This window comes from Marinomonas sp. 63XJN7_9_ISO-PGPR-S23-217 (assembly GCF_056173515.1).
Genome location: NZ_CM149678.1, coordinates 23,902 through 50,697, shown reverse-complemented (window position 1 = coordinate 50,697; position 26,796 = coordinate 23,902). Strand labels below are relative to the sequence as shown.

The window sequence follows — 26,796 nt, the reverse complement described above, 5'->3', positions numbered from 1 at the left end:
TGATCAGTAAGGTGCTTCGTCTATCTGTTCGAGATCGAAGACACTACGAATTTGATTAATAAACAATTCGCGCGGTTTATTCGGTTGGGCGGTTTTTTTAGTCGTCACGGCGACCCCCAGGTTGTAGTGGCGTGTCTGAGTCGCAACGGCGACAATCTGCCCAGCGTCCACATATGGTTTGGCGTATAACTCAGGTAAAAAGCCAATATAACGACCTGATAAAATCAAGGCTAAACGGCTGTCATAAAAATAACTGATAGCCGCCAATTTCACATGGGATATTTGTTCGCTGGCTTGTTCATGGTGCTTCAAGCCTGCGTGGGAAGCGGGGAAATGGTCTATCTCTTGTTCTTGCTTTTTCTTCGACATAGCCACGAGCGGATGATCTTTTGCCGCATACACAAAGCAGTTGTCGCTGTATAAATGGATGTAGTCCAAGCCATCTAGCTTACGATGATAGGGAATAAAACCCACATCCGCCTCATCATTGAGAATCATCCTTTCGATATTCGTCATAGACGCCACATTCGTGGTAATAAATACTTCTGGTGCCGCTTGGGAAAAAGCGCGAATCAGCTCAGGGAAGCGGCTGCGCGAATCCAAACTCACTTTATCCGATAAGGCAATGCGCAACTGCCCAGTCAAACTGGCATTCAGGTTATTCACTGTGGTACGAAAAGCGTCCAGCGACTCCAATAATTGTTCCGTCATTTGGTAAATAATGACACCTTCTTCCGTTAGGGAAAAACCGCCTCGACCACGCTTACAAAGCACTAGGTTCAAACGGGACTCTAAATTTGAAATATGCAAACTGATGGTTGAACGGCCAATATTAAGAGCGGTTTCTGCCGCCGAAAAACCACCGCAATCCACCACGGTTTTAAATACCTTTAATTGCTTGATTTCGTAGTCACCAACCTGACCCAACGAATAATTCTTTGTGCTCATGGCTCCCCCTGATAACGACATCGCACTTTTTGTAAGTCATTATTTTCCTAGTGCAATCCACAGCAAAGTCTACCAGAAGCCCTGATAGAAAGGGGATAGCATGAAGACGAATAGCAGACAAATATCACCACAAATGGATACAGATAATAAGCAGTACTAAATAAGACAACACAAACACACTCAGACCAATCAGAAAACAAAGGCTGTGATATATAGCAAAGCCACTTTCAATAAGATGGTTACCAGAGGAAGGGGAGCACTAATAGAGTGCATTGATGATTGTAACGCTTACACTTCTTGTTTGATTTTGCTGTACAAGTGCTGGCAAGCAGTAAACTGATACCGCATCTTACTGTATGAAATCAGTCATATTTGTCAATTTATTGTCATTATATTGATATTGATTAAAAGTCGATCTTTCAACTAATTTTGCACCATATTGAGTCGGTTTTTATCCAAGATAGTGCATAAAAAGTAACGCCATTTATTTGATTTATTTGTATTTTTTATAGTTTTACTTTGTTTGGTGAAAACAAAACTTTAGGTGGATAAGGCACGATTTAACCTTTTAATGGTTTTTGAAAACATCGAAATAAGGACGAGATGTTATATTTTTGTCACATTTCTTTGCAAAATCCAATAATAAGGAAGTCATTTCATGCTTAAGACCGTAAAAAAACTAAAACAGCACCTAGTAGCAAGCTCTCTCGCCGTCGCTCTTAGCGTCGGAGCGATCGCTTCAAGCGCCGTTCATGCCGCTGAGTACAACTGGCGTTTTGCCAACCTGTACAGCCGAGGCACCGCTTTTGGCGCCGTCTACGAAGATTTGGCAAAAAACATCGAAGTAATGTCGAATGGCCGAATTAAAGTACAAGTACTTTACTCTGGTGAAGGTGTCGGCTCTTCCGGCATTTTTGGTGCGGTGAAAACCGGTCTCATCACCATGGGAGCACCATTCCAGTCACTCAATGCAGGGGAGCTGCCTGCCGGTATCGTCGAAATCGGTCTGCCTGGTGGCACCAATGATGTGGGCGATCTAAGCACGTTGTTCTACGAAAAAGGCTGGGCACCCATTCTGAAAAAAGCCTATGGCGAGCAAGGCCTAGTTTGGCTTGATCCTTACATTCAGCCTGCAGTGTACGTCATCACTAAAAAGCCAATTAACTCCATTGCCGATTTCAAAGGCTTGAAAATCCGTGCACCAGGGGCTTACGGTAAATTCCTCCGTAACTTAGGAGCTTCTCCAGTGTCTCTAGCTTGGTCTGAGATCTATACCAGTCTTTCCACTGGCGTGATTGACGGCTCTATCGGCTCAAACATGATTGACCACCGCGATGGCAACCACGTTGAAGTGGCAAAATACATGTACCCATTACCGCTTGCTGGCGCTCAAGTCTTACCGATCATCGTCAACCAAAGTGCCTGGAATAAGTTGCCTACGGACCTCAAAGCCATTGTGAAAGCAGCAACGGCCGTTCACGCCCAAGAACAAATGACGAAGTCTCGTTTATGGGAATCTCAAGCGGTTGCCGATATGGAAGCCAAAGGTTTGCAATGGAGCCCTGAACCAAGTGCTGCCGATAAAGCCGCTTGGAAAGCAGCGGGTGCCAAACTGATGGACGAATACGCAGCCCAAGATGAGTACAGCAAAGAGCTGATCGATATTCTGCGTAAAGATCAAGCTAATGACTAATTAGGTTCACTCACTTTATCAAGCAGGCAGCCATTAGTTTGAGGGTAAACAATGGCTGCCTTTCGCTTTTTTCGTTCCACCCCGATCTAACTATGTTGATAACGGCCCGCCATTCGCCATGTAGTGGCAGGGCAAAGCGCTCAACCTAACAGGTATAAAACCATGATAATGACTGCGATTAGGTATTACTGCCTAGGAGTCCACGCATTGGTGGCTTTCATCGGAAAATCTGTTTCCTATTTAATGCCCATTTTGGCATTTGTCGTCGCGTTTGAAGTCTTTTGCCGCTATGTACTCAGCCATCCAACCGTCTGGGCCCACGATACCGCTTTATTCCTTTTTGGCTACATAGCCGCCCTTGGCGGTGCTTATGTGCAGCAACAACGGGCTCATATTAACGTCGACATTTTATATAACAAAGTATCGCCACGTATGCGCAGTCTATTCAATATGATCTCTTTTATATTGGCGCTCTTCTTTGTCTTATTGGTTTGCAAAATGAGCATTGGCAAATTCGAAGAAGCGCTGAAATTTAACTACCGTCGTCAAAGTGAATGGGCACCGCACATGCACCATTACTGGCTCATGATGTCCGTCGCCAGTGGACTACTGGCCTTACAACTCGTTAGCGACTGGGTAGAAGAGTGTTACCACGTGTTGACGGGTAAACAACTGCTTCCCGAGAACATCCGCCATACCGAGGAACACGCCTAATGATCAGTATCGAAGTGTTAACTGGCATACTCTTTGTCTGTGTTATCGCCGCATTCGCTTTAGGGGCCCCCGTTGGCCTCGCCTTAGGCGGTATTGCCATGGGCATCGGCTATGCAACCTGGGGGGAGGCTCTTTTTAACGTTATTCCAACCACACTGGAAGACACCTATTTCAGTTTTATCTTGCTTGCCATTCCTTTATACATTTACATGGGGCAACTGCTCACCCGTTCAGGCATTGGCGATGCAATGTTCAACGCCAGTCAGATGCTAATTGGCCGGGTTCGAGGTTCGTTAGCCATCAGTGTCATTGTTGTCTGCTCGATGATTGGCGCAATGGTAGGCATTATTGGGGCCGGCATTATGACCTCCGGCAGTATTGCGCTGAAACCCATGCTGGACCGAGGCTATGACAAGCGTTTAGCCCTTGGCGTGATTATGGCGGGCGGCGGCTTGGGGATTTTGATTCCTCCCAGCATCCCCATGATCATGTTTGCTTCATCCACACAGAACTCAGTAGGGCGCATGTTCATAGGTGCTCTAATTCCTGCGTTGATCACCATCGTCCTATTAATCGCTTATGTGGTGATCTCCTGCAAATTAAATCCGCAACGTGCGCCACTAGATGTTGCTCCTGACAACCCACCCACACCAAAAGAAAAGTTCCTTACTGCCCGTGATGGCTTGTTGTCTTTGCTGCTGATTATTGCCGTATTGGGTAGCATTATTATGGGGATCGCCACACCAACAGAGTCCGGTGCGACTGGCGTCGTCGGGGCGATGATTTTAGCCATCCTCTTTAAACGTTTTAAACCTCGCATGGTACAAAAGGCGGGCATGCAAGCTGCACTGTTGGTCAGTGTCGCCATGTGGATCATCTTTGGTGCCTCCGTGTTCAGTAACTTCCATTTATTGATGGGGGTACAAAGCATGGTAGCAGGTTTTACTCAGGATTTAGGTTGGCCGCCCATTGTCGTCATCATGATGTTCCAAGTGATTATGTTGCTGCTGGGGTTTATTATCGATGAATTTATCATCGTTTTGATGTGTGCACCTATCTTCACCCCCATTGCGGTGTCTCTTGGCTACGATCCCATTTGGTTTGGTATCTTGATGATTTTAAACATTGAGATTGCCGTACAAACCCCACCTTATGGCTTTGCCTTGTTCTATTTAAAAGGCATTGCCCCTCCGGGGATTACCATGCTGGATATCTACAAGTCCATCACACCGTTTGTTCTGATCAAACTCTTGGTGCTTATCATTGTGATGTTGATGCCAGAGCTCGTGACTTGGCTACCGAATAAATTGATGAGCTAATCTTTGCTAAGGTGGCGTTTTTACAAATAAAAACGCCACTATATGACAGTCCCTAGTTGGGGCTAACAATGCCTAAACAAACACGCTGGGCGGTTTTGTTCGGAGATGGCTGAAAGGTGACCTCTTCTTGGACCGTGGGTTTAAAGCCTTTCCATTCATTAGTAAAGTCTGAGAAGGCTCCCTTTTGGCATCCTTCACCCAGCTTGCCTAACACGAGTACCCCCTGACGTTCGATCGCTTGAGCGCTAATATGGGGGTTATAAATACTATCTTGTGCCTCCTCACTCCATTTATTCGTCACCTGAGGGTGGGAGCCTATATAAAACGTTAACCACTGGGCTAATTGCGCGCCGCCCACCAGTGTTAATGGCTTTTCGGTATTCAGTTCCCAAAAAGTAATCGCCTCATCACTAAAGGTTTTGATGCCACTGAAATGCTTACCAGCATTTTTTATGTTCAAAGACATCACCAAGATATAACCCGAAATCAGAATCAGCGCGAAGGCCATTAAAGTATTAAAAGGGCGACGTAGATGCCGCCCAACGTCTTTTGAAAGAAAGCCGACTAAAACCGCTGGTGCAGACATAAAAAAGGGCTGTAACCATTCCGTTAAGCGATCCCCTTGATGAAAGCTAAACCATCCCATAATCACAGCTAAAGGAGCCAACAAAATTCCCGCACTCAGGTACACTTTTTCAGGAACATGCCAAGTCAAGTGGCCCATTTTTCGTCCTAATAATGCTGCGACAAACAGCAAAGGATAAAAAACAGATAAAAAAGGTAACCAGTTTTCCATACTCAAATGGGGAGACATTTCACTGCCAACCCACTTAACTGCGGCAAAGTTGTGATCGATCAACCAGAAAACATTTGGTAACACGAGCGCTAAAAAGCATACGACACCAATGTAGAAGTAGGGGCTTTGCCAACAACGGCGCACCGAAGGAACGATAAGGGCAAAGAAAAAGATCATCCCCACAAGACAAATAGAGGTGTATTTTGACATGGTCGCCAGACCGAGCAGCACCCCTAATAATACCCACCACTTAGGTGAGTCATACACGGCCTTAATAAACAACAATCCGATCCAAGGCCAAGAGCCAAATAGCAGGAAGTTATCGTTATATGGAATCACATCGACGTTAATCACAGTCGATAAATTCAACGTCAGCATAGCGAGCCAAGCCAACGGCCGAGAATCCGTCAACTTATAAGCAAGACAATAGCAGCCTAGCATACCAATGCCAGTAACAAAGAAATGGCTAGCGTACCAATAAAAAGCCGACAATGAAGCCGAATGCAGACTGTATAACGGCTTGAAAAACGTCCCGATCATCCAAGGATTTTTTGGACTACCCCATTCATTATTCACAGCCCAGTTTAATGCCTCTATAGCATCATAGGGGACCGCTGGATCCAGCGAAAAAGACGCCAATGCCCAAGCTGTAGCGTAAATAAAACACCAAACACACGCCGCTCGATAAGCATATACCTTTGTGGCAGCAGGAGCGGACGAGGGAAAATACACAGTGGAGAAACGCATAAAGAAATCTTCCCTAAAAGAGTTAGTCAGATCATCATGACTAAATACGGTAAAACAAAGGATCTCAATATCATTACAACGCCATATCCATGTATTGTAATGTTGGATAAAGGTGTTAGGGTCTTACAATTTGACCGATGATGAGGGCAATATAATCATTAATTAAGAGAGGAAAAAGATATCAGGAGAAAAATAACTTTTCTTTGCTACATAGAAGATATTTGGGACATTTACTTGCATTAATGCATAAAAAAAAGCATTAAATAGCAAAAAAAAGACGACCTCATTGGATCGCCTTTTTTTAAATTTGATGAAATGGAATTTACGCTCGTATAATGAATAAAAAAGTGAATACTCACTTACGATCAATACATTAGTACGAAAGTTTAAGTTAAGCCGTATAACGCTTCAATAACAAAGCCGCGTTGACGCCACCAAAGCCAAAGCCGTTAGACAACACGTATTCCACCTCTTTTTGGCGCGCCACAAGCGGTACAAAATCCAAATCTTCCATACCCTCGTCAGCATGATGCATATTCAAGGTAGGTGGTAACATAGAGGTCATAATGGCTTGGGCACTAAAAATACTTTCAATACCACCAGCCGCCCCCAGTAAATGCCCTGTCGCAGACTTGGTGGAAGAAATAGCAACCTTGGTTACATAGTCGCCAAATACACGGCGCAATGCATTAACCTCACCACGATCACCCACCGGAGTTGAAGTGGCGTGGGCATTAACATAGCCAATTTGCGACACATCAATGCCTGCCATCTTAATTGCCGCTTTCATCGCACGAGCCGCACCATCGCCATCTTCAGGGCCGGAAGTTAGATGATAAGCATCACCACTGGTACCGTAGCCAACAATCTCAACCAAAGGTTTGGCCCCACGAGCCAAGGCATGTTCTAAGGTTTCGATCACAATCAACCCAGAACCTTCCCCGATAACAAAGCCTTCACGGTCTTTATCGAACGGACGAGACGCTTCTGCAGGTGCATCATTACGTGTTGATAAGGCTTTTAGAGCACCAAATCCGCCGATGGACAAAGGGTCAATACAGCCCTCGGCACCACCAGCAAGTGCTACTTTCGCTTCGCCAGTCAGAATCATACGCACCGCATCACCGATGGCTTGCACACCAGCGGCACAGGCTGTCACAGGAGCCCCCAATGGGCCTTTAAAGCCATATTTGATGGAGACATTACCTGCGGCTAAATTTGCTAAGAAACTGGGTACTGTGAAAGGTGAAAGACGACGGGCGCCTTGCTCATTTAAAATATTGTGGGCATTGGTTAGCGCAGGCAAACCACCGATTCCAGTACCGATGACTGTTGCGGTTGATTCCTTTTCTTCATCTGTTTCAGGAAACCAGTTAGCCTGTTTTAGTGCTTCTTCTGCGGCGGCTAAAGCATACAGAGTAAACAAATCGATACGTTTGCGTTCTTTGGGCGTCATGTAATCGTCTTCGTTTAAGCCATTTTCTTGCTCTGTATGGCTTGGAACCTGGCCCGCGATTTTTGTCCCTAAGTTTTCGACCATTTCAGCTGGTAAAGGACGAATACCAGATTCTCCCTTAATTAAACGGTCCCAAACGGCGCTGACGCCTAAGCCTAAAGGAGAGACGATCCCCATTCCAGTAATGACAATACGCTCTTTAATCGACATAATGACCTCTTAGCAATAGATACACTTATTGATATTCATTCTGTCGTGATGAATATCAAAGAAAACAAATAACAATCTCGCAAATGATTTCGACGAGAAGAAAGTCTTCATGCTAAAGTAGCGTTATATATGATCAAGATAATATTTAGGAGACTAAATATGCCATACAGCCCAAAGCATAAAGAAAAGACACGACAGAGAATTCTCCAATCGGCGGCAAAGCTGTTTTGCGCCCACGGATTTGATCGCGTCACACTGCATCAGATCATGAAGCAAGCCAACATGACCCATGGCGCTTTTTACGCGCATTTTTCTGGAAAGAGCAGTCTCTATGAAGCGGCCATGCAATTCGCTGCCTCACACGCCTTTTGGGCTCGGGATGACAAGCAAACCGAAGGCAAAGAAACCCATCTAAAAGCCATGGTCACCCGCTATCTTAGCTGGAGCCGAAATGACAAGGAGCATCCATCACCACTGGAGTTTCTTGTTACTGATGCTGCCCACACGGAAGAAAAGGTACGCCAAGCCTATCAAGCCTGTTTCGATAGTCTTGTTGAGCGCCTTGCTGGCATTCTCAAAAAACGCGGCAGCCAAGACGCGGAAACACTGGCAGAAGAAACTGTGGTATCACTGGTGGGTACCGTTGCGATTGCGCGTTCGTTTACCCAACCACTGCAAAATGACTTTTTAAAACGCGCCCAAGAGCGCATCGTCAATCGCCTCAACAGCGGCTTCCAAAAAGAAGACGACAGCGACCTAGTGAAAGGCTAGGTCTCTTCTCCTTTCTTCCTACCTAATTCCTGACGATAACATCATGACAGATCGCTGGCGGTCTGAAATAGCATTTATTTCTCTTAGTGTAACACCGTGTAATCGACGGCGGCGTCTCTAGAGATTACTTTGTTCCAAGGTTAAACCGACATAGCCCTATGACAAAGGAAACAGAGATTATGCTTTCTAAATTTTTAGCCTCACAGCCAACCGAGGTCACCCCTGAGAATTTTTCTGAAGCAATGCAACAAGCCATTGAGATTGAGATCGCCACCATCCCTGTCTATCTCTTTACCTATTACTCCATAAACCGAACCCCCGACCAAAACCATATTGGTCAAATCATTAAGACGCAGTTGCTAAGTAAAGAGAAGAAACCAGGAGTGCTCTATACGCAGCAAGAAGTCGACACCATCGCCAAGGAACTTTCTGCAAAAATAATGGTTTTTGCCAATAAAGCGGGCGCCTCCATCCTGAGCGTCGTTATTGAAGAGATGCTACACATGTCTCTTTCTTCCAACGTGAAACAAGCACTCGCCGGCAAACCTCAATTAGTCAATAAAGTCCCTCCCGTTTGGCCCGCTTATTTACCAGGCCACGAACCCAGCTTTCCTATTAATCGCGCGAAATTGAGCTTTGACCAACTGTATACCTTTATGCAAATAGAAAGCCCTAACAAGCTATTAGAGGCGGATAAAAAGGGCAGCCCTCTTCCTTACACGACGATTGGACAGTTTTACGGTTTTATCGAAGATTGTATTAAAAAATACTTTAAAGGGGCAGAAAGCTATGATTCTAGACGCCCACAATTGGTTCCCAAAATGGGCTACTACGCCCAAAACGATATTGATACTCTGTATTACAATAAAGAGCACAAGCCAAAATTTGAAAATGCCGAGGACAGTGGCGACCTCATTCACGTTATCGATCAAGCATCGGCATTAAAGGCATTAAATGAAATTGTAGAACAAGGCGAGGGGCATCATGGTCCTGGCTTCCAAGTCGTCGGAGGCAAAGATTGCGTGGATTGTCAGCGCTTTGGTGAAGGTGCTTATGATGATAAGAAACGCAGTGAGTTGGCCCACTTCGATAAATTCAATCAACTTTGGTGTGAAATGCAGCAACTCGATGATGAGTTCAAACGCTATCTTGGTGACGACCTCGACCCAAAAACGCTCTTCATCAATAATTTCGAAACCAACCCCAACACTGCAGATTACCCAGACATCATTCAAAAAGTTTCCGACTTGACCAATGCTGTCAGTAGCTACCTCTATGTCATGACTGAGGCTTGTTATAGTGCTGAGCAAAACACCCAATATGAGATTTTCATGTTTGGTATTCACAAATCCATGATGTGGATTTTGGGCTCTCTGTGTGGCGAGCTGCCCAATATGAATTATATTGGCAAAGATGGCCTGCAATACCAAGCAGCCCCCACCTTTGAAAACTACGTTTTCAGTGCGTCCAGCTCTCCAAAGGCACAGATTATTGACTTGTTTAATATTGCCGCTAGCGCCTATCCCAATATTTCGTACCTGAAAGATCGCATCTACGATCTACCCAATGTTCCCTTAGAAGGCTACTTAGCCAAGTCTGAACAGGCCATTTTAGCTTAACCAAATCGATTAAATAGATTGAGGAGAAAATTACATGTCAGCAAATCAAAATGGCTGTGGCAGCACACCAAGCAACGGCTGTGGCTCAGCACCCAACCCTACAAAACCAACCGATCAAACACCAGCCCCAAAGGAGCTTCATGCTTGTATGGGATTAAACGCCTGCAAAGGACACGATCGATTTGGCACCAATGATTGTGCCGGAATGGGCTATTGTGCGACTCAGCAGCATGTTTGCCATACGCTCAATAACTGTCGCGGGCAGGGCGGATGCGGACTCTATGGCGATGCCGCAGAACAATGTCGTCCAGGGGAAAATGACTGCGCCTTCCAAGGTAGCTGTGCAACACCGATTCAAGCCGAACGCATTAGCACAATGGGAGCAAACACTGGCAAAAGTGTTTGGCTTTTAGCAAGAGAACTGTTTGAACAACGTATGGAAAAAGCCAAACGCAACGTCAGCCCATCCCCATACAAAAATGGTCCTCCACAAAAGTGGTTACAAACTCTCGATGGGGGTTATGACTCTTGCGGAAACTCTGGGGACAAATATTGCTCTTTTGGCTTTAACGATCCAGCAGCCAATGCCCAAGAAATGATCAACAAAAGCCGAGCCGAATTAAAGCATACCCTAGAAGAGTGTCATTGCGAAAAGGACAAGGATTAAAACGACATGACCAATCATCCGCTTATGAAAAATGTAAGCTTAGCGGGTTCTGGAGCTCACCCTCAAAGTGAGCTCGACATCCAAAACCTGTTGGGGTTAGGCTTACGCAGCCAACATTTCCATGAGATCTTGCAACACCAACCCGATGTGGCTTGGTTTGAAATCATATCAGAGAACTTTATGGATTCTGGCGGCCGACCTCGCCATATTCTCAATCAAATAGCGCAGCACTATCCGATCGTGATGCATGGCGTGTCCTTATCCATTGGCAGCACGGATCCTCTTGACTGGCAATATTTGCAGCATCTAAAGAAACTCGCGGACGATATCCAACCATTGTGGATTAGCGATCACTTGTGCTGGACAGGTGTATTAAATATCAACTCACACGACTTGCTACCCTTACCCTTAACAGAAGAGTCATTACAGCATGTGTGTGAGCGAATCCTGCAAGTCCAAGATTTTCTAAAACGCCCCCTTGTCGTGGAAAATCCCAGTACCTATATGCATTTTAAACATTCGGTCATCCCAGAATGGGAGTTTTTTAACGAGCTGTTTCGTCGTACCCAATGCGAAATGCTACTTGATGTGAATAACGTTTACGTCTCAGCATTTAATAATCAGTTTGACCCTATGACGTATCTTAGAGGGTTGGAATTTTCTGCAGTCCGGCAAATGCATCTGGCAGGGCATCAACATTGTGGAAACTACATTATTGATACCCATGACAGACAAGTCTCGGAAGAGGTTTGGCCGCTGTTTCAATATGCTTGGCAACAAACAGGGGGCGTGGCAACCTGTCTAGAATGGGATGGCAATATTCCCCATTTTTCAGACTATCTTGAAGAGCTCCACCAAGCCAAACACGTTCTCGTGGACGGTCATGTTAAACGCAGCAACACAACCGTCCCTCATTTAGTCGACCAACCAGTTGCTACTCCAATCGACTTTTTAGTCAGTAATACTAGAAAATAAGTAGAGTGACCGATGCAAGATGATACGCTTAAAACCTTTCAAAATGCCTTCTTGAAGGCTCTACTCGACCCTGCTCAGTCCTCTCAGGCCTTTACTCATTTCATTGAAGCTTCCCCCGCTTTAACAGCCTCACAGCATCTTGCCATCTATCAACACAGCTATACGGCAAGATTAGAGCAATGTATGGCGGCCCAGTTTGGGGGATTAAAACTCGCTCTTGGCGCACCGCTATTTCATCTATTTTGTTCGGAATACCTACGAACCTATCCCTCAAATAGCTACACATTAAACAACCTAGGTGAACGATTTGCCGAATACTTATTAACCACTAGACCGACCGACATAGAAGAAGAGGAGGATTGGCCTTCTTTTATTATCGAGTTAGCACAATTTGAATATCTACTGACAGTGTTATTTGATCAGCCTATTACTGACGACTACACAGAAGCCACTGTCCACTTGCCTGAAGAACAACTCGTCATCAACCCCGTTAGCCACTTATGCAAACACCAATATCCTATTAATCAATTCTTTAACAATCTAAAACATAACCCCAAAGTCGATATACCTTTACCGCAACCAGAAACCTGTCTTGTCTACCGACACCGCTATAAAATAGGAGTCCTCGATCTTCACAACCCCATCGAAATCGCATTAGTAAAAACGCTAAATGACGGATATAGCTGGAAGGAAGCCGTCAAGGAAGTAGAAACAACGTCTCTCTCCACTATCAAGGCGTCCTGGATCGAGTTAGGCATATTAGCAACCAGACAGGATAAACTTTGAAAAATATTTTAAGTGAAACATGGAGATAAGAAGAGTAAAACTGACTATTCTTATCTCCTAGACACTGTATTCCACAGCGCACCAATGACCTTGATCGTTCGATTGTAAACACGCCTCTACAAACTCCATATCCTTAACTGCCTGGTCAATATTAGGATAATATGAAAGTTCCTTCTCCAATAAAGCCATCCGTATATTCTGATAGACATTTGCAAAGGCTTCTAAATATCCTTCTGGATGGCCTGCGGGGACATAGCACACAGCATTTAACGATTCAGGATAACCTGCACCATTTCGAGTCATACGTTGAGCCGGTGCGCCAAGTGGTTTAAACCAAAGCTCATTAGGTGTTTCTTGCCGCCACTCAAGGGTTGCTTTACGCCCAGTCAAACGAAAGCCCAGATCATTTTCATGGCCCGTCATCACCTGTGAAGCCAATATCCGACCTTGCAGAATATTGTCCTTGTAGCCTAGTTGAATATCCGCATGGTCATCCACACGTCTACCCGCCACAAAACTAGTCAAACTTGCATTAACCCTTGATGCAGAATAACCAAGCAAGTAACTCAGCAAGTTATAAGCATGTATGCCAATATCTCCTAAGCATCCAGCACGTCCGGCCTTAGCAGGATCAGTACGCCAAGCCGCTTGTTTTTGACCGGCACTTTCAATATCTAATGCCAACCAATCTTGTAGGTAGTAAGCATCGACCATTAACAACTCACCTAACTCTCCCTTTTTGACCAATTCTCGTGCCACCTTAACCATCGGGTTTTCAACATAGTTATAGGTTACAGCAAGAAAGGTATTTTGCTTCTTTGCCAAAGTCTGTAATTCTTGAGCTTGGAGCAATGAAACTGTAAGTGGTTTTTCACAAATCACAGCAATTCTGCGGTCTAAAAAAGCCTTAACATTGTCATAATGCAAAAAATTAGGTGTAACAATACTCACCACTTGAATGCCATCTTCTCGCTGGCTTTCCACCTCAGCCATGGTATTAAAGTCAGAGTAGGCGCGGTCTACTTCCACTCCTAGCGCTTTCGCCGATAAATTTGTTTTTTCAGGACTGGAAGAAAAGCAACCAGCGACAAGCTGGTAGCCTCCATCCAAACGGGCGGCCATACGGTGAACATCACCAATAAAGGCTCCCTCTCCACCGCCCACCATTCCCCATCGTAATATCGCCATCCCACTGTCTCCTAAAGTGACTCAATCTAAAGCAGTACCGTCTGACCTGACTGATCTGATTGTTCGCAGGCATCCAGCACGCGTTGTACCTGCAATCCTGCTTCGAAGTCAGGCTGGTCCTGTACGCCAGACAGAATACTTTGAATAAAACGCTGATATATATTCGGTGTGTGGTCACATTTAAGTTCTTTCCACACACAATCAATAACGTCATCATCTAAGCACACTTCCAAACGATCCCATTCTTGGTCTAATTTTAGCGAGACTTTCACTGCGCCTTTGTCACCATGAATCACTAAGCGCAAATCATTAAGGTGCCCAGTTGCCCAGCGGGAGGCATGAATGGACGCCATGGCTCCATTGTTCATTCGAGCCGTGATCAAAGCACTGTCGTTGGCGTCAAGGTGATATTCAGCAATCTGATTATTTTCAGCTTTATCGAATGTGGTTAAGCTGCAATTCACACTAGCAAAATCACCGACAGGGAAACGGACAAAGTCGAGGATGTGAACACCAACATCTCCTAGAACCCCTTTACTGCCATGTGCACTTGATAATCGCCATAGCCAAGCGTCCTCCGTTTTCCAATCACCCCATTTTGGAGAAACCAACCAACTCTGTAGATAGCTGGCTTCTACGTGGCGGATATTACCAATGCGTCCTGCGGCAATAAGTTCTCGTGCTTTTTGTAAGGAATGCGCATTTCGATAACTCAAATTGACCATATTAATGCGCTTAGCACGGTGCGCAACATCCGTCATTTCTTGGGCATCCAATGCATTAAGTGCTAACGGCTTTTCACATAGCACATGCACGCCCGCTTCTAGGGCCTGTATTGAGATACTTTTATGAAATGGATCCGGTGTCACAATAGAGACTGCGTCCACCTGGCCGCTGCTTAGTAGCGCTTCTACCGACCCAAAAGCATAAGGAATATTATGAGCTTCAACAAAGCTTGTAAGGCGCGAATCATTTAGATCGCACGCGGCGACCACTTCGCAACTGGCAATTTTAGAAAACTCTTCTACGTGAACTCGCGCCATACCGCCAGTCCCAATAATGCCGATGCGAATCATTATTTGAAGCCCTCTTCACCAGGTTTATGCAAACCTTCTCCTTTCACTTCAATAGGGTTTGGAGCTTGATCAGCAGGGACACAAGGACATGAGTCGATCCAACGGCTACCCTCAGGCTGTGACCATTTCACCGCATTTTTTAGAACGCGTTTCACCTTCTCATCATAGTAAATTGGATAGGTTTCATGGCCCGGACGGAAATAGAAGATTTTTCCATTACCACGACGATAGAGAAGACCTGAACGGAATACTTCTCCTCCTTCAAACGCACTGATAAAAATCACTTCATCAGGGTTAGGAACAGCGAAGGGTTCGCCATACATTTCTGTGTGAGGTAATTCAATACAATCACCTACACCTTGAACAATCGGGTGCCCCGGATTAACCACCCAGAGTCGTTCACGTTCACCAGCTTCACGCCATTTTAGGGAGCAGGTTGTCCCCATTAAACGTTTAAAAATTTTGGCATAATGACCAGAGTGTAGAACTAATAAGCCCATCCCTTCTAGCACTCGCTTCTGAACACGATCCACAATCTTATCGGCAACGTCACCATGGGCAGCATGCCCCCACCAAATCAAAACATCTGTGTTTTCTAATTTTTCTTCGCTAAGACCATGCTCTTTATCCTGCAAAGTAACACTCGATGCTTCAATATCCCGATCTTCATTCAAGCCTGCCGCGATACAGTTATGCATACCATCTGGGTAAATACGGGTGACCACTTCATTGGTTTTTTCATGGACGTTTTCACCCCATACAGTCACTTTGATTGCCATTTTTTTCTCCTCGATATTATTTTTTTTGATAATGGAAAACAAACATAGTAAACGTTTACTTTATAGAAGTTAAACGTTTACTCAAAAAAATAAAAGCTCTTTTAGCAAAAAATTTACGAAGAGCACCAAGGGAAGATTAGAAAGGAAGGAGAGGGGCTACAAGAAAGCTAAGCACTTTCTCGGCTAATGAGACGCGTCATTACTTCAACGACACGCGGAGGCAACCCATCTAATTGCTCTGATAGCAAATCGACAGCCGCCTCTGCAATTTTGGGAATATCTTGATGGATCGTTGTAATCTTGTTTGAGAATCGTGGAAGGTCATCAAAGCCCGTTACAGAAATATCCTCAGGAACTTTGTACCCAGCATCCTCTGCAGCTTGAATAACACCAACCGCTAATTCATCATTTGCGCAAATAACAGTGTCATAAGGGAAAGGCTCAGATGATTGAAAATGCGCAATCATCTGACGGTAAGCACTTAAAGAAGAGCTAACTTGACGAGACACATTATCAAAGTTTTCTTCAAGCCCTAATTCTCCAATCGCTTTTCGGTAGCCACGTAATCGCGCTTGGCTTGTCGAAATATCGATATTTTCCCCTAAAAAAAGCATCTTTTTCCGACCTTTTTTAAACAAATAGTGTGTCAACTTATACACGCCATTTGCCTCATCAGTCACAACAGAAGCACCCACCCCGGTTTCTAGCGTCACATAGGGGAACTTTTGGCGTTCAAAAATTTCAGGACGATCATCCTCAGTAGCACCCAATAAAATCGCAGAACTTGCCTGAGAAAACACGTCCTCAATATTTTCGTAAGCAAATAAAACTGGCACTAAACCCTTTCGATGCAGATATAAGGTTAGTGCTTGATAAAGATGAACAAAATAAGGCCTATCAGAAAATTCATAAGGAGAAGAGGGCATACATAATGCCACAACTGGCGTTTTTCCAGAGATCAGCTGACGAGCCATAACATTCGGTTTGTAATTAATCTCTTCACTCAGAGATAGAATTCGCGAACGAAGTGCTTCACTAATGCCAGGTTTTCCATTTAATGCTCGACTTACCGATGCTATAGAAACACCAGCTAAACTGGCTAATTCATGAATCGTAACAGATTTATTACTCATGCGAATTGGGCCTCTTCTGAATGATTTAAAAATGTCGATAAGAATATCGCAAATCCATCCTGCAAGCGACTAGAGCAAAATACGCTTCTTTCAAACGCACTGGCTTAAAAAAATTAAAAAAACGGATATTTTGTTGACTAGAGTAAACGTTTACGTTAGTTTTAAAAAAAAGAGTAAACGTTTACGCTCTGTTTTAGTATAAAACTCGAAAAACAAAAATTAAAATAGGAGTATAACCATGAAAAAAGCGTGGCAGTTAATAAACTCGTCTTTGCTATGCCTTTCGATAATGGCATCGACTACCGGTAGCGCACACGCAGCTAAAGTCGTGCTAGCGTCTGGGGCCGTTGGTAAAGATATTGAGGTACTGAAAAAACTCGTAAAACCGTGGGAGCAACGCACGGGAAATACACTGTCCGTCCTGCCGATGCCATCGTCGACGACAGACCAATTTAGCCAATATCGCCTATGGTTAGCAGCAGGGAACCCAGATATTGATGTGTATCAAACGGATGTGACTTGGGCCCCGCAACTGGCCGATAACTTCGTTGATCTAACACCTTATACAAAAGATATTGTCGCGCAGAACTTTCCTTCGATCATTGCATCACAAACAACTAATGGGCGACTGGTCGCTCTTCCTATCTTTACTGACGCTCCCGCCCTTTATTATCGTAAAGATCTTCTCGAAAAATACCATAAAGCAGTACCAAAAACCTGGCAAGAACTCACTGCGACGGCCAAATACATACAAACCAAGGAGCGTGAGACAGGCCACCCTGATATGTGGGGATTTGTGTGGCAAGGTAGCGCTTATGAAGGCTTGACTTGCAATGCGTTAGAATGGATTAAATCATATGGTGGCGGTCAGATAGTGGAAGCGGACGGTACGATTTCAATCAATAATCCAAAAGCAGTAGCCGCTCTTAACATGGCAAAATCTTGGATAGGTAATATTTCTCCAGAAGGTGTTTTAGCTTATAAAGAAGAGGAATCTCGAGGCGTCTGGCAAACAGGTAATGCCGTTTTTATGCGCAATTGGCCTTATGCCTATGCTCTAGGTAACGGGGATGACAGTGCTATTAAAAATAAATTTGGAATTGCGCCTTTGCCAAGCGGTGGGGGAAACAATAAGTCAGCAGCAACACTAGGTGGATGGAATCTGGCTGTTTCGAAATACTCTAAACATAAAGAGGCCGCCATTTCATTGGTGAAATTTCTCGCTTCGAAAGAAGTACAAAAGTATCGAGCTCTCCATTCATCGAATTTACCAACCATTATTTCCCTTTATGATGATCAAGACATAAAGCAACAGGAACCTTTTATTGCCCAATGGAAAAACGTGTTTTTACACGCCGTTCCCCGTCCTTCCGCGCCCACAAAAATTAAATACAACGAGGTCTCCTCTAAGTTTTTCTACGCCGTTCACGACACACTTGCGGGCAGTGGATCAGCAAAAGACAACCTCGAATTACTCGAATACGAACTTCAAACATTAAAAGGCAATCACTGGTAATTCGGACTATTGACGGGACTCAAAGACTTATCATCGTTTGATCCCTTCCTTTCGACATAGGAAGCCCTTGTATGTTTAACAAAGCTATCTTAACCACCCCAGGAACCTCCAGTTTACAGCGCCAAAAGCTACGTGCGGCATTCTGGTTCCTGGCTCCCATGCTAATTGTCTTGTTTTGTGTTGCAGCTTGGCCATTACTACGCTCAATTTATTTTTCATTTACCAATACTTCTTTGACCAACCTTTATGGCGGAGAGTGGGTTGGTTTTAAAAACTATTTGACGTGGAAAACCCTTTCGTCAGGACGCACCATTTATTCAGGAACCTTGGCCGACCCAGCTTGGTGGAATGCTGTATGGAATACCGTGAAATTTGCACTGGTTTCAGTCTCTTTAGAAACCATTTTCGGTCTAATGGTCGCCCTAGTATTAAATGCAGAGTTTAAAGGCCGAGGCCTAGTACGTGCAGCGATCTTAATACCATGGGCTATTCCCACGATTGTATCAGCAAAGATATGGGCATGGATGTTCAACGATCAGTTCGGCATCATCAATAACATGTTATTAAGCATTGGTTTGATTGACCATAAAATGGCTTGGACTGCCAACCTTGATACCGCTATGTTATCGGTAATCATTGTCGATATTTGGAAGACGACTCCTTTCATGGCTCTGCTGTGCCTCGCAGGCTTACAAATGATCCCTAGAGACATGTATGAGTCAGCCAAAATAGACGGTATACATCCTATAAAAGTGTTCTTCCAAGTCACTTTACCCTTGGTAAAACCCGCACTTATGGTTGCCGTTATATTTCGAACGCTTGATGCTTTACGCATGTTTGATTTGGTCTATGTACTGACACCTAACTCAAACGCTACAAAAACCATGTCAATCCTCTCCCGAGAGAACCTCATTGACTTTGACAAGTTTGCCTATGGCTCAGCCCAATCCACCTTACTCTTTGCCATTATTGCCCTGTTTGTCGTGCTCTATATCTGGCTGGGCAAGATTGACCTAAGTGGAGACAAATCATGACAAGAAAAATGCTACTCAAAAAGACTGCTTTTTATGCTGTGGTGGTGGTCATCGTCCTTATTTCGGTTTTCCCATTTTACTATGCGATTTTAACCAGCCTAAAAACGGGCACAGACCTATTTAAGGTGAACTACTTTCCCTCTTCGTTCAATTTCAGTAACTACATAGACATATTGCATAACGGCGAGTTTATCAGGAGCACGTTGAACTCAGTCTTCATCGCAAGCACTACAGTTGCATGCGCGTTGCTACTGGCAGTTACTGCATCATATGCCTTAGCTCGAGTACGCTTTAGGGGGCGAGGGTTATTGCTTATGAGCATCTTAGCCATTTCGATGTTTCCGCAAATTGCAGTTCTAGCAGGTCTATTTGAACTGATCCGATTTATTGGCATCTACAACACACCTTGGGCCATGATTCTGTCCTATACCATTTTTACCTTGCCCTTTACCGTTTGGGTGTTAACCACCTTTATGCGAGATTTACCCGTAGAAATAGAAGAAGCAGCTATTGTTGATGGTGCCACACCTTGGACCATTATCACGCAAATTTTTATGCCCTTACTGTGGCCAGCCCTAGTCACCACAGGGTTGCTGGCGTTTATCGGGGCTTGGAACGAATTTCTATTCGCGTTGACATTCACCGCCTCAGAGAGCATGCGTACGGTCCCCGTGGCCATCGCCATGTTATCAGGCTCATCTCAATACGAAACACCTTGGGGGCTCATTATGGCAGCTTCTGTACTGGTCACCGTTCCGTTGGTGGTCTTGGTGCTGATTTTCCAGCGAAAAATTGTCTCCGGCCTAACCGCTGGTGGCGTGAAAGGCTAAGGAGTCTTCATTATGGCTAAAATTGAACTTAAAAATCTAAGAAAAACCTTTGGCAGTACAGACGTTATCCGAGGTGTCGACCTCACCATCAACGCAGGTGAATTTATGGTTTTTGTCGGCCCTTCCGGTTGCGGCAAATCAACATTATTACGTCTTATTTGTGGATTAGAAGACATTACATCTGGAGAGCTACTATTTGATAGCGTATCCATGAATCACAAGGTGCCATCAGAACGAGGCATCGCCATGGTTTTCCAATCCTATGCTCTATATCCACACATGCCTGTGTACAAAAATATGGCGTTTGGATTAAAACTCGCCAATACGTCACCTCAAGAAATGAAAAATAGAGTGCTTGAGGCAGCGAAGATGTTGCAAATAGAGCATTTACTAGATCGTTTGCCAAAGCAGTTATCAGGCGGACAGCGTCAACGCGTTGCGATTGGACGTGCGATCGTCCGTGACCCAAGGGTTTTTCTCTTTGACGAACCTTTATCTAACCTAGATGCATCATTGCGAGTAGATACGCGACTAGAAATAGCTAAGCTACATCACAAAATGAAAGACACAACCATGATTTACGTTACCCATGATCAGGTGGAAGCCATGACATTAGCGGATCGTATTTGTGTTCTCAGAGACGGCAACATTGAGCAAGTCGGTACACCAGAAGAACTCTACAATCAACCTAAATCTCTTTTTGTTGCCAGCTTTATTGGTTCACCAAAGATGAACTTCCTCACTGGTAACATCGCAGAACAACACCATTGCCACACCCTCGGCATTCGCCCCGAGCATCTTGTTGTCGATCAGCATAATGGGATATGGAGCGGGGAGGTCGTGCATACAGAGAACCTAGGCTCAGATTTTTTTGTATTCATAGATTTAGGTACAAGTGATCATTTAGTTGTACGTCTGGATGGACAAGAACGCATTAAATTGGGGACTCGCCTAAGTGTTCGCCCGTTAGAAAAACATCTCCATCGATTTGACAATAATGGCTTACCAAACCCTTCAAAATCTTACCAAGAGGCTATTTAAAATGAATTTAACTGAACAAGAATGGTGGCGTGGCAGTGTTACCTATCAAATTTATCCGCGCTCTTTTATGGATAGTAATGGTGACGGTATAGGCGATATCCCAGGCATTACAAGCCGCTTGGATCATATAGCGGACTTGGGTGTTGATGCTATTTGGCTATCGCCATTCTTTACATCACCAATGAAAGACATGGGTTACGACGTTTCAAATTATACGGATATAGATCCGTCTTTTGGAACACTCGCAGATTTTGATGAAATGATCGCCAAGGCCCACCGCTTGGGTCTTAAAGTTATCATAGATCAAGTGCTCTCACACACCAGTGATCAACACCCTCATTTCTTGGAAAGCCGCCAAGATCAAACCAATGATAAAGCAGACTGGTATGTTTGGGCGGACGCCAAACCTGATGGTTCACCACCAAATAATTGGTTGTCTATTTTTGGCGGTAGCGGCTGGCAATGGGACACACGTCGTAAACAATACTATTTTCATAATTTCTTACGCCAACAACCGGATCTCAATTTCCATAACCCTGATGTCCAAGAATGGATTCTCAGTACTGTAAGATTTTGGTTAGAGCGGAGCGTGGATGGTTTTCGTCTCGATACGGTGAATTATTATTTTCATGATAAATTACTGCGGGATAATGCTGCAGACTTTCGTCAAAAGTCTGTAACGGATTGGAATCCTTACAACATGCAGTACCATTTGTTTTCAAAAAACCAACCCGAAAACTTGGTTTTTCTTAAAAAGTTTAGAGCGTTACTCGATGAATATGAAGCCACGACATCCGTTGGAGAGATCGGTGAAAGCCACCATCCGATAGAGATGATGGGGGAATATACCTCAGACCAACGATTACACATGGCATACTCATTTGAAATGTTAAGCCCTTCATTTTCGCCTAAACATTTTTCAAAACAAGTAACCGAATTTTTCCGACTCGCCCCAAATGGGTGGCCTTGTTGGGCCTTTTCTAATCACGATGTGGTTCGACATATTAGTCGCTGGAAAAAACACACTGAAGATCCAACCGCTTTAGCTAAACAGGCTTGTGCCTTGTTACTCAGTTTAGAAGGCTCTGTCTGCTTGTATCAAGGTGAAGAGCTTGGCCAACAGGAAGCAGATCTAAACTATGACGAACTGGTTGACCCGCAAGGCATTGAGTTTTGGCCTGAAGACAAAGGAAGAGACGGTTGTCGAACCCCTATGAACTGGGATAGCTCAGAGTTCTCGGACTTCTCCTCTTCCCCCCCATGGCTTCCCGTCAAAGACGCTCAGCGACAATTAAATGTTGCGGATCAACAAAATGATCCATTCTCCGTACTCAATTTTTATCGTGACATGCTTGCATTTCGCAAAAAAATCCCAGCGCTGCGCAATGGTAAGACTCAGTTTATCAAGGATGATGACTCGTTGTTAGCATATGTTCGGGGTGACACCATCTTATGTATCTTTAACCTAAGTAATACATTTGCCACCTATCAAAATACCACTGAATTTAGTCAGTGTATTAAGTTTGGTAACGCTAATATAGAAGAACAACAGGTGGTATTGGAGGCAAACGGTTTTATTTTTCTATCAAGGTAAAATAGCCCCTATGTTTGTACCAGGGCTTTTTCAACTCAAAAATATTTCACGTGAAACAATGAGATAAGCCAAAGCCAGGAGAGCACAATTGATTCTTCTGGCTAAAGCTCGTCCGAAATAGTGGGTCATTGATCTATCTAGGGTTCACTCAAATGCGTTCAGGATAAGTAAACACTTACTTATCCTGAAAACTCCAATAAAGAATCTATTTAATCAACAAGCTTTGAGGGTATTGAGTGGGCAAGGTAACGTCATTAGTCTTCTTCTTTATCATGGCGCTGATACCAATCCAGCACATGAGGAGCGAGCTCGCGGCCTGAGACGAAGAAATGCCCATTAAGGAGAGTTTCTCTTTGGTTATAGCGAAAGGGTTTGCCCTCTGGTGTCACCAGCATGCCGCCAGCCGCTTCGATGATAGCTTGTTGTGCTGCTGTATCCCATTCGCTAGTGGGACCACGACGAAGATGAAGGTCCGCAATACCTTCGGCAATTCGACAGCCTTTTATCGAGCTGCCTTTAGGGAGCTCACGCACTTGATCATAAGCGCCTTTAAGGGTTTCTTTTAAATCGGCTGGTAAAGCAGGACCATGACTACGACTGGTCATTACAACGATCGGATCCCGAGGCTCTCGCATTTTAATGCTTTCAAAGTCCTTGCCATGCCATTTCACCGCCCCGATGGGCAAGCCTTGATACGGTTGCGTCACCCCAAAGTAACCCTCGGAAGTCGTCGGTAGATACACCATACCAAGAATCGGTTGTCCATTTTCAACCAACGCGATGTTAATGCTGAACTCACCATTACGTTTGATAAATTCTTTGGTACCGTCTAACGGATCAACGATCCATAGTAACGTCCATTTAGAACGTTCGGAATAGGGAGCGACACCTTCTTCAGACAGCACAGGTATCGCTGGTGTCAATGTTTGCAAACCGGCAAGTATGACATTGTGCGCAGCCAAATCCGCTGCGGTAACAGGGCTGTCGTCGGACTTTTGCTCGACACCAAGATCCGCACGTTGATAAATTTGCATGATCACATCGGCGGCATCGTGTATTATTTTTTGCAGAGCTTGGAAAAAAGGGTGATGATTTACATCCTGCATAACAGCCTCTAACATAAACTACAAACTGGATCGATATTGTCTCATATGAGTAAAGCAGAAAAGCAGTCAACACCACAAGCAGTTAGATTGGATAAATGGCTTTGGGCCGCGCGTTTTTATAAAACTCGCTCACTTTGTAAAGATGCTATTGATGGCGGCAAGGTGACTTACAATGGGGCCAAGGGTAAAGCAAGTCGTAACGTGGAAGTAGGGGCGTTAATTGGCTTGCGCTTAGGCTGGGATGAAAAGGTCGTCAAAGTGCTTGCCATCAGTGAGCAACGTCGCGGGGCTCCAGAGGCACAAATGCTTTATGAAGAAACACCTGAGTCCATTGAAAAAAGAGAAAAGCGTGCGATTCAAAACAAATCCTTCGGTGGTCGAATTATGTCAGACCATAAACCAAACAAGAAAGAACGCCGTGATATTAGACAATTGAAAAAAGACATTTTCAGCGATCAAGGTTAGCGTACTTTTCTCTCGTACGCTTTTCTCTTCCTGTCTCCTGTCCCATACTAATTCCAACGCCCACAATAACATTCTAACAACGTTCGTACCTGCCATTATAATTTACAATGCAGGTACTCAATTCTAACTCCATCAAGGCTTGCATGAGAGCTTGTGCTGTCAACTGAGAGTGACGAATCAGTGCATCAAAATCCAAAGCTTGAGTGTCTTCTTCTAATATTGTCGCAACCTTTTTTGCCTCCTTTGAAAGAAGTTCAGGCAAGGAGGTTAACGAGCGTTTCATATCACTGCCAAGTTTGTTTTGATCCACATTAAGGTCAGCAAGATCAGCGACTTTGGCTTTGCTATGGGAATCTGATTTTTTAGCCAATGTTCCATGTGAAACATTCAGCAGCTTTTCTTCAGAGGCAATTTGCTGCAGTGCAGGGCACTCGCTAAGAATGTCGTTAACATGGCGAACCAAAATCGCCCCTTGACGAATAAGCTGATGACAACCTTCCGACTGAGCGTCCACCACTCGACCAGGTAAAGCAAAGACTTCTCTATTTTGTTGCATGGCGTAATTTGCACTGATCAATGAACCACTTTTAGGCGAGGCCTCAGCCACTAAAACACCGGAACTCAACCCACTAATAATACGGTTTCTAGGCGGGAAGAGGTGCGCGCGGACGTCTGTCATTAAAGGGTATTCACTCAATAACGCACCGCCTTGGGTTAAAATCGACTCAAACAGTTTGGCATTTTGCTTAGGATAGCGGTGAAGTAACCCGGTTCCCATTACCGCTATGGTCGGCGTCGCTCTAGCATTAAGCGCCCCTTGATGGCCAGCTGTATCAATGCCACGAGCCCCACCACTGACCACACAAACACCACGTTTCGCCAGTTGTTCAGAAATTTGCAAAGTCGCTTCTCGACCATAGCCGGTACAATGACGCGCTCCAACAATGCCAACTTTTGGCTCAGACAAAACTTCTAATGAACCTTCCACATACAAAAAAGTTGGTGCCACCGATATCTGTTTTAATGCATCAGGGTAAGCTGGATGATGTTGAAAAAGCATATGATGATCAGCTTTCTCCAGCCAGTCTAAACTTATCTCACGTTTTTGATTTTGTTCCTCTGTCAACTGCCCATACTCTAGATAGGACATAGCTTCACGTGCGGTTATTTCTGGCCACTTTAACGAGCGCAATAACTCATAGGTAATCGGATGATTAGAGTCTTGTTTGGGCAGCTCAGCCTCAGTTGGTAAATCACTTTCAAATAGATCACCTGAAACGGGCGAGTGAGTTGACTCAGGCAACTCAGACGTATCTGTCACTAAGTGCTCTAGGTAGGTATATAAACGAGAGAGACGAGACGGACCAATGCCAGTAAGAAAACTCAGACAGAGCCAATCTTCTTCACTCAGTAAGGAGCAAGGGTTACTCACTAAGTCTGCATCACTCGAATGAGAACCCTTCGAATCTGAAAGGGAAGATGATAAAGCGGATAAATTAGAGGTGGTCATACTGTGGCGATCCTTGCGCTGTATAAAATTAAAGATAAAACTGAAATATGCCATCCTATAGCATGGCCTTGAAAATCGCATTTTTCAGATGATATGTCTAGAAATAGACAACCCCTATTGGAGCAATTCTTTTTTATTGACCAAAAAACCGCCATCATAGCGCTGCCCAATAGGGCAAGTTGCGTTACAATAGACACATATCAAACCGTGTATAAGCACGCAAAAAACGAATACGCAGTGAGCACTTGCGTATTTAGAGACTTAGAATAGACAAAGAAGATACTGGACAAGATCATGGCTGTGTTACCCGTACTAGAATACCCTGATCCGCGTTTGCGCAAAGTCGCAGAGCCGATTACAGAATTTACAGATGCATTGCAAAAACAAATCGATGACATGTTTGACACCATGTACGAAGAAAAAGGTTTAGGCCTTGCGGCAACGCAAGTAGACTATCACTACCGCTTAGTCGTAATGGACTTCTCAGAAGATCATACGGATCCTTTGGTGTTTATTAACCCAGAATTTGAGATAGTCGACGATGAACCAAATGAGTGCCAAGAAGGGTGCTTGTCGGTTCCAGGCTACTACGAGCATATTTACCGTGCGGCAAAAGTGAAAGTAAAAGCGTTAGACCGACATGGCAAACCTTTTGAAATGGAAGTCGATAAGTTACTTGCAGTATGCGTTCAACATGAAGTCGATCACTTAGACGGCAAGCTGATGGTGGATTACCTATCACCACTTAAGCGTAATCGCATTAAGACCAAGCTGCAAAAAGCGGCCAAAAAACGCGACTAATTGCTATCTATCGCTTCATCTT

General features: G+C 44.5%; 24 protein-coding genes. 15 read left to right on the top strand and 9 right to left on the bottom strand.

Features of this window, described 5'->3' with window-relative positions; all coding sequences use genetic code 11:
* Positions 1-3: 3 nt before the first annotated feature.
* Positions 4-948: a LysR family transcriptional regulator gene (locus AC0VYI_RS00225; protein ID WP_067011842.1), complete on the bottom strand. Its 945-nt coding sequence runs from the start codon at positions 946-948 to the stop codon at positions 4-6.
* A gap of 658 nt (positions 949-1,606) precedes the next feature.
* Between AC0VYI_RS00225 and AC0VYI_RS00220 the strand changes: the two genes are divergently transcribed.
* From AC0VYI_RS00220 to AC0VYI_RS00210, 3 genes are all read left to right on the top strand, one after another.
* Entirely contained in the window at positions 1,607-2,641 is a 1,035-nt protein-coding gene (locus tag AC0VYI_RS00220; protein ID WP_475446454.1) for a TRAP transporter substrate-binding protein, read from the top strand.
* A 210-nt stretch (positions 2,642-2,851) separates the two neighbouring features.
* Positions 2,852-3,355 (top strand): TRAP transporter small permease subunit, encoded by a 504-nt coding sequence (locus tag AC0VYI_RS00215; RefSeq protein ID WP_475449848.1) that lies wholly within the window; start codon positions 2,852-2,854, stop codon positions 3,353-3,355.
* The gene (locus AC0VYI_RS00210) at positions 3,355-4,674 is read left to right on the top strand and encodes a TRAP transporter large permease (RefSeq protein WP_475446452.1); all 1,320 of its coding nucleotides are present in this window, start codon (positions 3,355-3,357) and stop codon (positions 4,672-4,674) included. Before AC0VYI_RS00215 ends, AC0VYI_RS00210 begins: the two co-directional genes overlap by 1 nt.
* A 52-nt stretch (positions 4,675-4,726) precedes the next feature.
* On the opposite strand, the gene AC0VYI_RS00205 is transcribed toward AC0VYI_RS00210, so the two are convergent.
* Positions 4,727-6,217, bottom strand: a complete 1,491-nt coding sequence (locus AC0VYI_RS00205; protein ID WP_199476612.1) for a glycosyltransferase family 39 protein — start codon at positions 6,215-6,217, stop codon at positions 4,727-4,729.
* A gap of 391 nt (positions 6,218-6,608) precedes the next feature.
* Entirely contained in the window at positions 6,609-7,883 is a 1,275-nt protein-coding gene (gene fabF / locus AC0VYI_RS00200) for a beta-ketoacyl-ACP synthase II (RefSeq protein ID WP_199476611.1), read from the bottom strand.
* Between the two features lie 159 nt (positions 7,884-8,042).
* On the opposite strand from fabF, the gene AC0VYI_RS00195 reads away from it, so the two are divergent.
* The 5 genes from AC0VYI_RS00195 to AC0VYI_RS00175 all read left to right on the top strand — a co-directional run bounded on the left by AC0VYI_RS00195 (position 8,043) and on the right by AC0VYI_RS00175 (position 12,701).
* Positions 8,043-8,654, top strand: a complete 612-nt coding sequence (locus AC0VYI_RS00195; RefSeq protein WP_067011832.1) for a TetR/AcrR family transcriptional regulator — start codon at positions 8,043-8,045, stop codon at positions 8,652-8,654.
* Between the two features lie 179 nt (positions 8,655-8,833).
* On the top strand, positions 8,834-10,273 hold the full coding sequence (locus AC0VYI_RS00190; protein ID WP_475446449.1) for a ferritin-like domain-containing protein: 1,440 nt from the start codon (positions 8,834-8,836) through the stop codon (positions 10,271-10,273).
* 34 nt (positions 10,274-10,307) lie between these two features.
* The gene (locus tag AC0VYI_RS00185; RefSeq protein ID WP_475446447.1) at positions 10,308-10,940 is read left to right on the top strand and encodes a hypothetical protein; all 633 of its coding nucleotides are present in this window, start codon (positions 10,308-10,310) and stop codon (positions 10,938-10,940) included.
* Positions 10,941-10,946: 6 nt separating this feature from the next.
* The gene (gene bufB, locus AC0VYI_RS00180; RefSeq protein WP_475446445.1) at positions 10,947-11,915 is read left to right on the top strand and encodes an MNIO family bufferin maturase; all 969 of its coding nucleotides are present in this window, start codon (positions 10,947-10,949) and stop codon (positions 11,913-11,915) included.
* 12 nt (positions 11,916-11,927) lie between these two features.
* On the top strand, positions 11,928-12,701 hold the full coding sequence (locus tag AC0VYI_RS00175; protein ID WP_475446443.1) for an HvfC/BufC family peptide modification chaperone: 774 nt from the start codon (positions 11,928-11,930) through the stop codon (positions 12,699-12,701).
* A gap of 57 nt (positions 12,702-12,758) precedes the next feature.
* Here the strand turns inward: AC0VYI_RS00175 and AC0VYI_RS00170 are convergent, their stop codons facing one another.
* From AC0VYI_RS00170 to AC0VYI_RS00155, 4 genes are all read right to left on the bottom strand, one after another.
* Positions 12,759-13,889, bottom strand: coding sequence for a Gfo/Idh/MocA family protein (locus tag AC0VYI_RS00170; protein ID WP_475446441.1), 1,131 nt, complete (start codon positions 13,887-13,889; stop codon positions 12,759-12,761).
* Between the two features lie 26 nt (positions 13,890-13,915).
* Entirely contained in the window at positions 13,916-14,965 is a 1,050-nt protein-coding gene (locus AC0VYI_RS00165) for a Gfo/Idh/MocA family protein (RefSeq protein WP_475446439.1), read from the bottom strand.
* Positions 14,965-15,744, bottom strand: coding sequence for a ThuA domain-containing protein (locus AC0VYI_RS00160; RefSeq protein ID WP_475446437.1), 780 nt, complete (start codon positions 15,742-15,744; stop codon positions 14,965-14,967). Before AC0VYI_RS00160 ends, AC0VYI_RS00165 begins: the two co-directional genes overlap by 1 nt.
* Positions 15,745-15,911: 167 nt before the next feature.
* The gene (locus AC0VYI_RS00155; protein ID WP_475446435.1) at positions 15,912-16,877 is read right to left on the bottom strand and encodes a LacI family DNA-binding transcriptional regulator; all 966 of its coding nucleotides are present in this window, start codon (positions 16,875-16,877) and stop codon (positions 15,912-15,914) included.
* 238 nt (positions 16,878-17,115) lie between these two features.
* Between AC0VYI_RS00155 and AC0VYI_RS00150 the strand changes: the two genes are divergently transcribed.
* From AC0VYI_RS00150 to AC0VYI_RS00130, 5 genes are all read left to right on the top strand, one after another.
* Positions 17,116-18,393: an ABC transporter substrate-binding protein gene (locus AC0VYI_RS00150; protein WP_475446433.1), complete on the top strand. Its 1,278-nt coding sequence runs from the start codon at positions 17,116-17,118 to the stop codon at positions 18,391-18,393.
* Between the two features lie 71 nt (positions 18,394-18,464).
* Complete coding sequence (locus AC0VYI_RS00145) at positions 18,465-19,427, top strand: carbohydrate ABC transporter permease (protein ID WP_475446431.1); 963 nt, start codon at positions 18,465-18,467, stop codon at positions 19,425-19,427.
* Positions 19,424-20,257, top strand: coding sequence for a carbohydrate ABC transporter permease (locus AC0VYI_RS00140; protein WP_199476600.1), 834 nt, complete (start codon positions 19,424-19,426; stop codon positions 20,255-20,257). Before AC0VYI_RS00145 ends, AC0VYI_RS00140 begins: the two co-directional genes overlap by 4 nt.
* A 12-nt stretch (positions 20,258-20,269) precedes the next feature.
* On the top strand, positions 20,270-21,298 hold the full coding sequence (locus AC0VYI_RS00135) for an ABC transporter ATP-binding protein (protein WP_475446429.1): 1,029 nt from the start codon (positions 20,270-20,272) through the stop codon (positions 21,296-21,298).
* A gap of 1 nt (position 21,299) precedes the next feature.
* Positions 21,300-22,892, top strand: coding sequence for an alpha-amylase family glycosyl hydrolase (locus AC0VYI_RS00130; protein WP_475446427.1), 1,593 nt, complete (start codon positions 21,300-21,302; stop codon positions 22,890-22,892).
* Positions 22,893-23,146: 254 nt separating this feature from the next.
* Here AC0VYI_RS00130 and cysQ read toward each other — a convergent pair whose 3' ends face one another.
* A complete protein-coding gene (gene cysQ, locus AC0VYI_RS00125) occupies positions 23,147-23,998 on the bottom strand; it encodes a 3'(2'),5'-bisphosphate nucleotidase CysQ (protein ID WP_475446425.1) in 852 nt (283 codons plus the stop codon).
* Between the two features lie 45 nt (positions 23,999-24,043).
* Here cysQ and AC0VYI_RS00120 point away from each other — a divergent pair, with 45 nt between their 5' ends.
* Positions 24,044-24,463, top strand: coding sequence for an RNA-binding S4 domain-containing protein (locus AC0VYI_RS00120; protein ID WP_199476596.1), 420 nt, complete (start codon positions 24,044-24,046; stop codon positions 24,461-24,463).
* Positions 24,464-24,536: 73 nt separating this feature from the next.
* Here AC0VYI_RS00120 and dprA read toward each other — a convergent pair whose 3' ends face one another.
* Positions 24,537-25,973 carry a DNA-processing protein DprA gene (gene dprA, locus AC0VYI_RS00115; protein WP_475446422.1) on the bottom strand — a complete coding sequence of 479 codons (1,437 nt, stop codon included), beginning with the start codon at positions 25,971-25,973 and terminating at the stop codon, positions 24,537-24,539.
* Positions 25,974-26,267: 294 nt separating this feature from the next.
* Here dprA and def point away from each other — a divergent pair, with 294 nt between their 5' ends.
* The gene (def, locus tag AC0VYI_RS00110) at positions 26,268-26,774 is read left to right on the top strand and encodes a peptide deformylase (RefSeq protein ID WP_199476594.1); all 507 of its coding nucleotides are present in this window, start codon (positions 26,268-26,270) and stop codon (positions 26,772-26,774) included.
* The last annotated feature ends 22 nt before the right edge of the window (positions 26,775-26,796 follow it).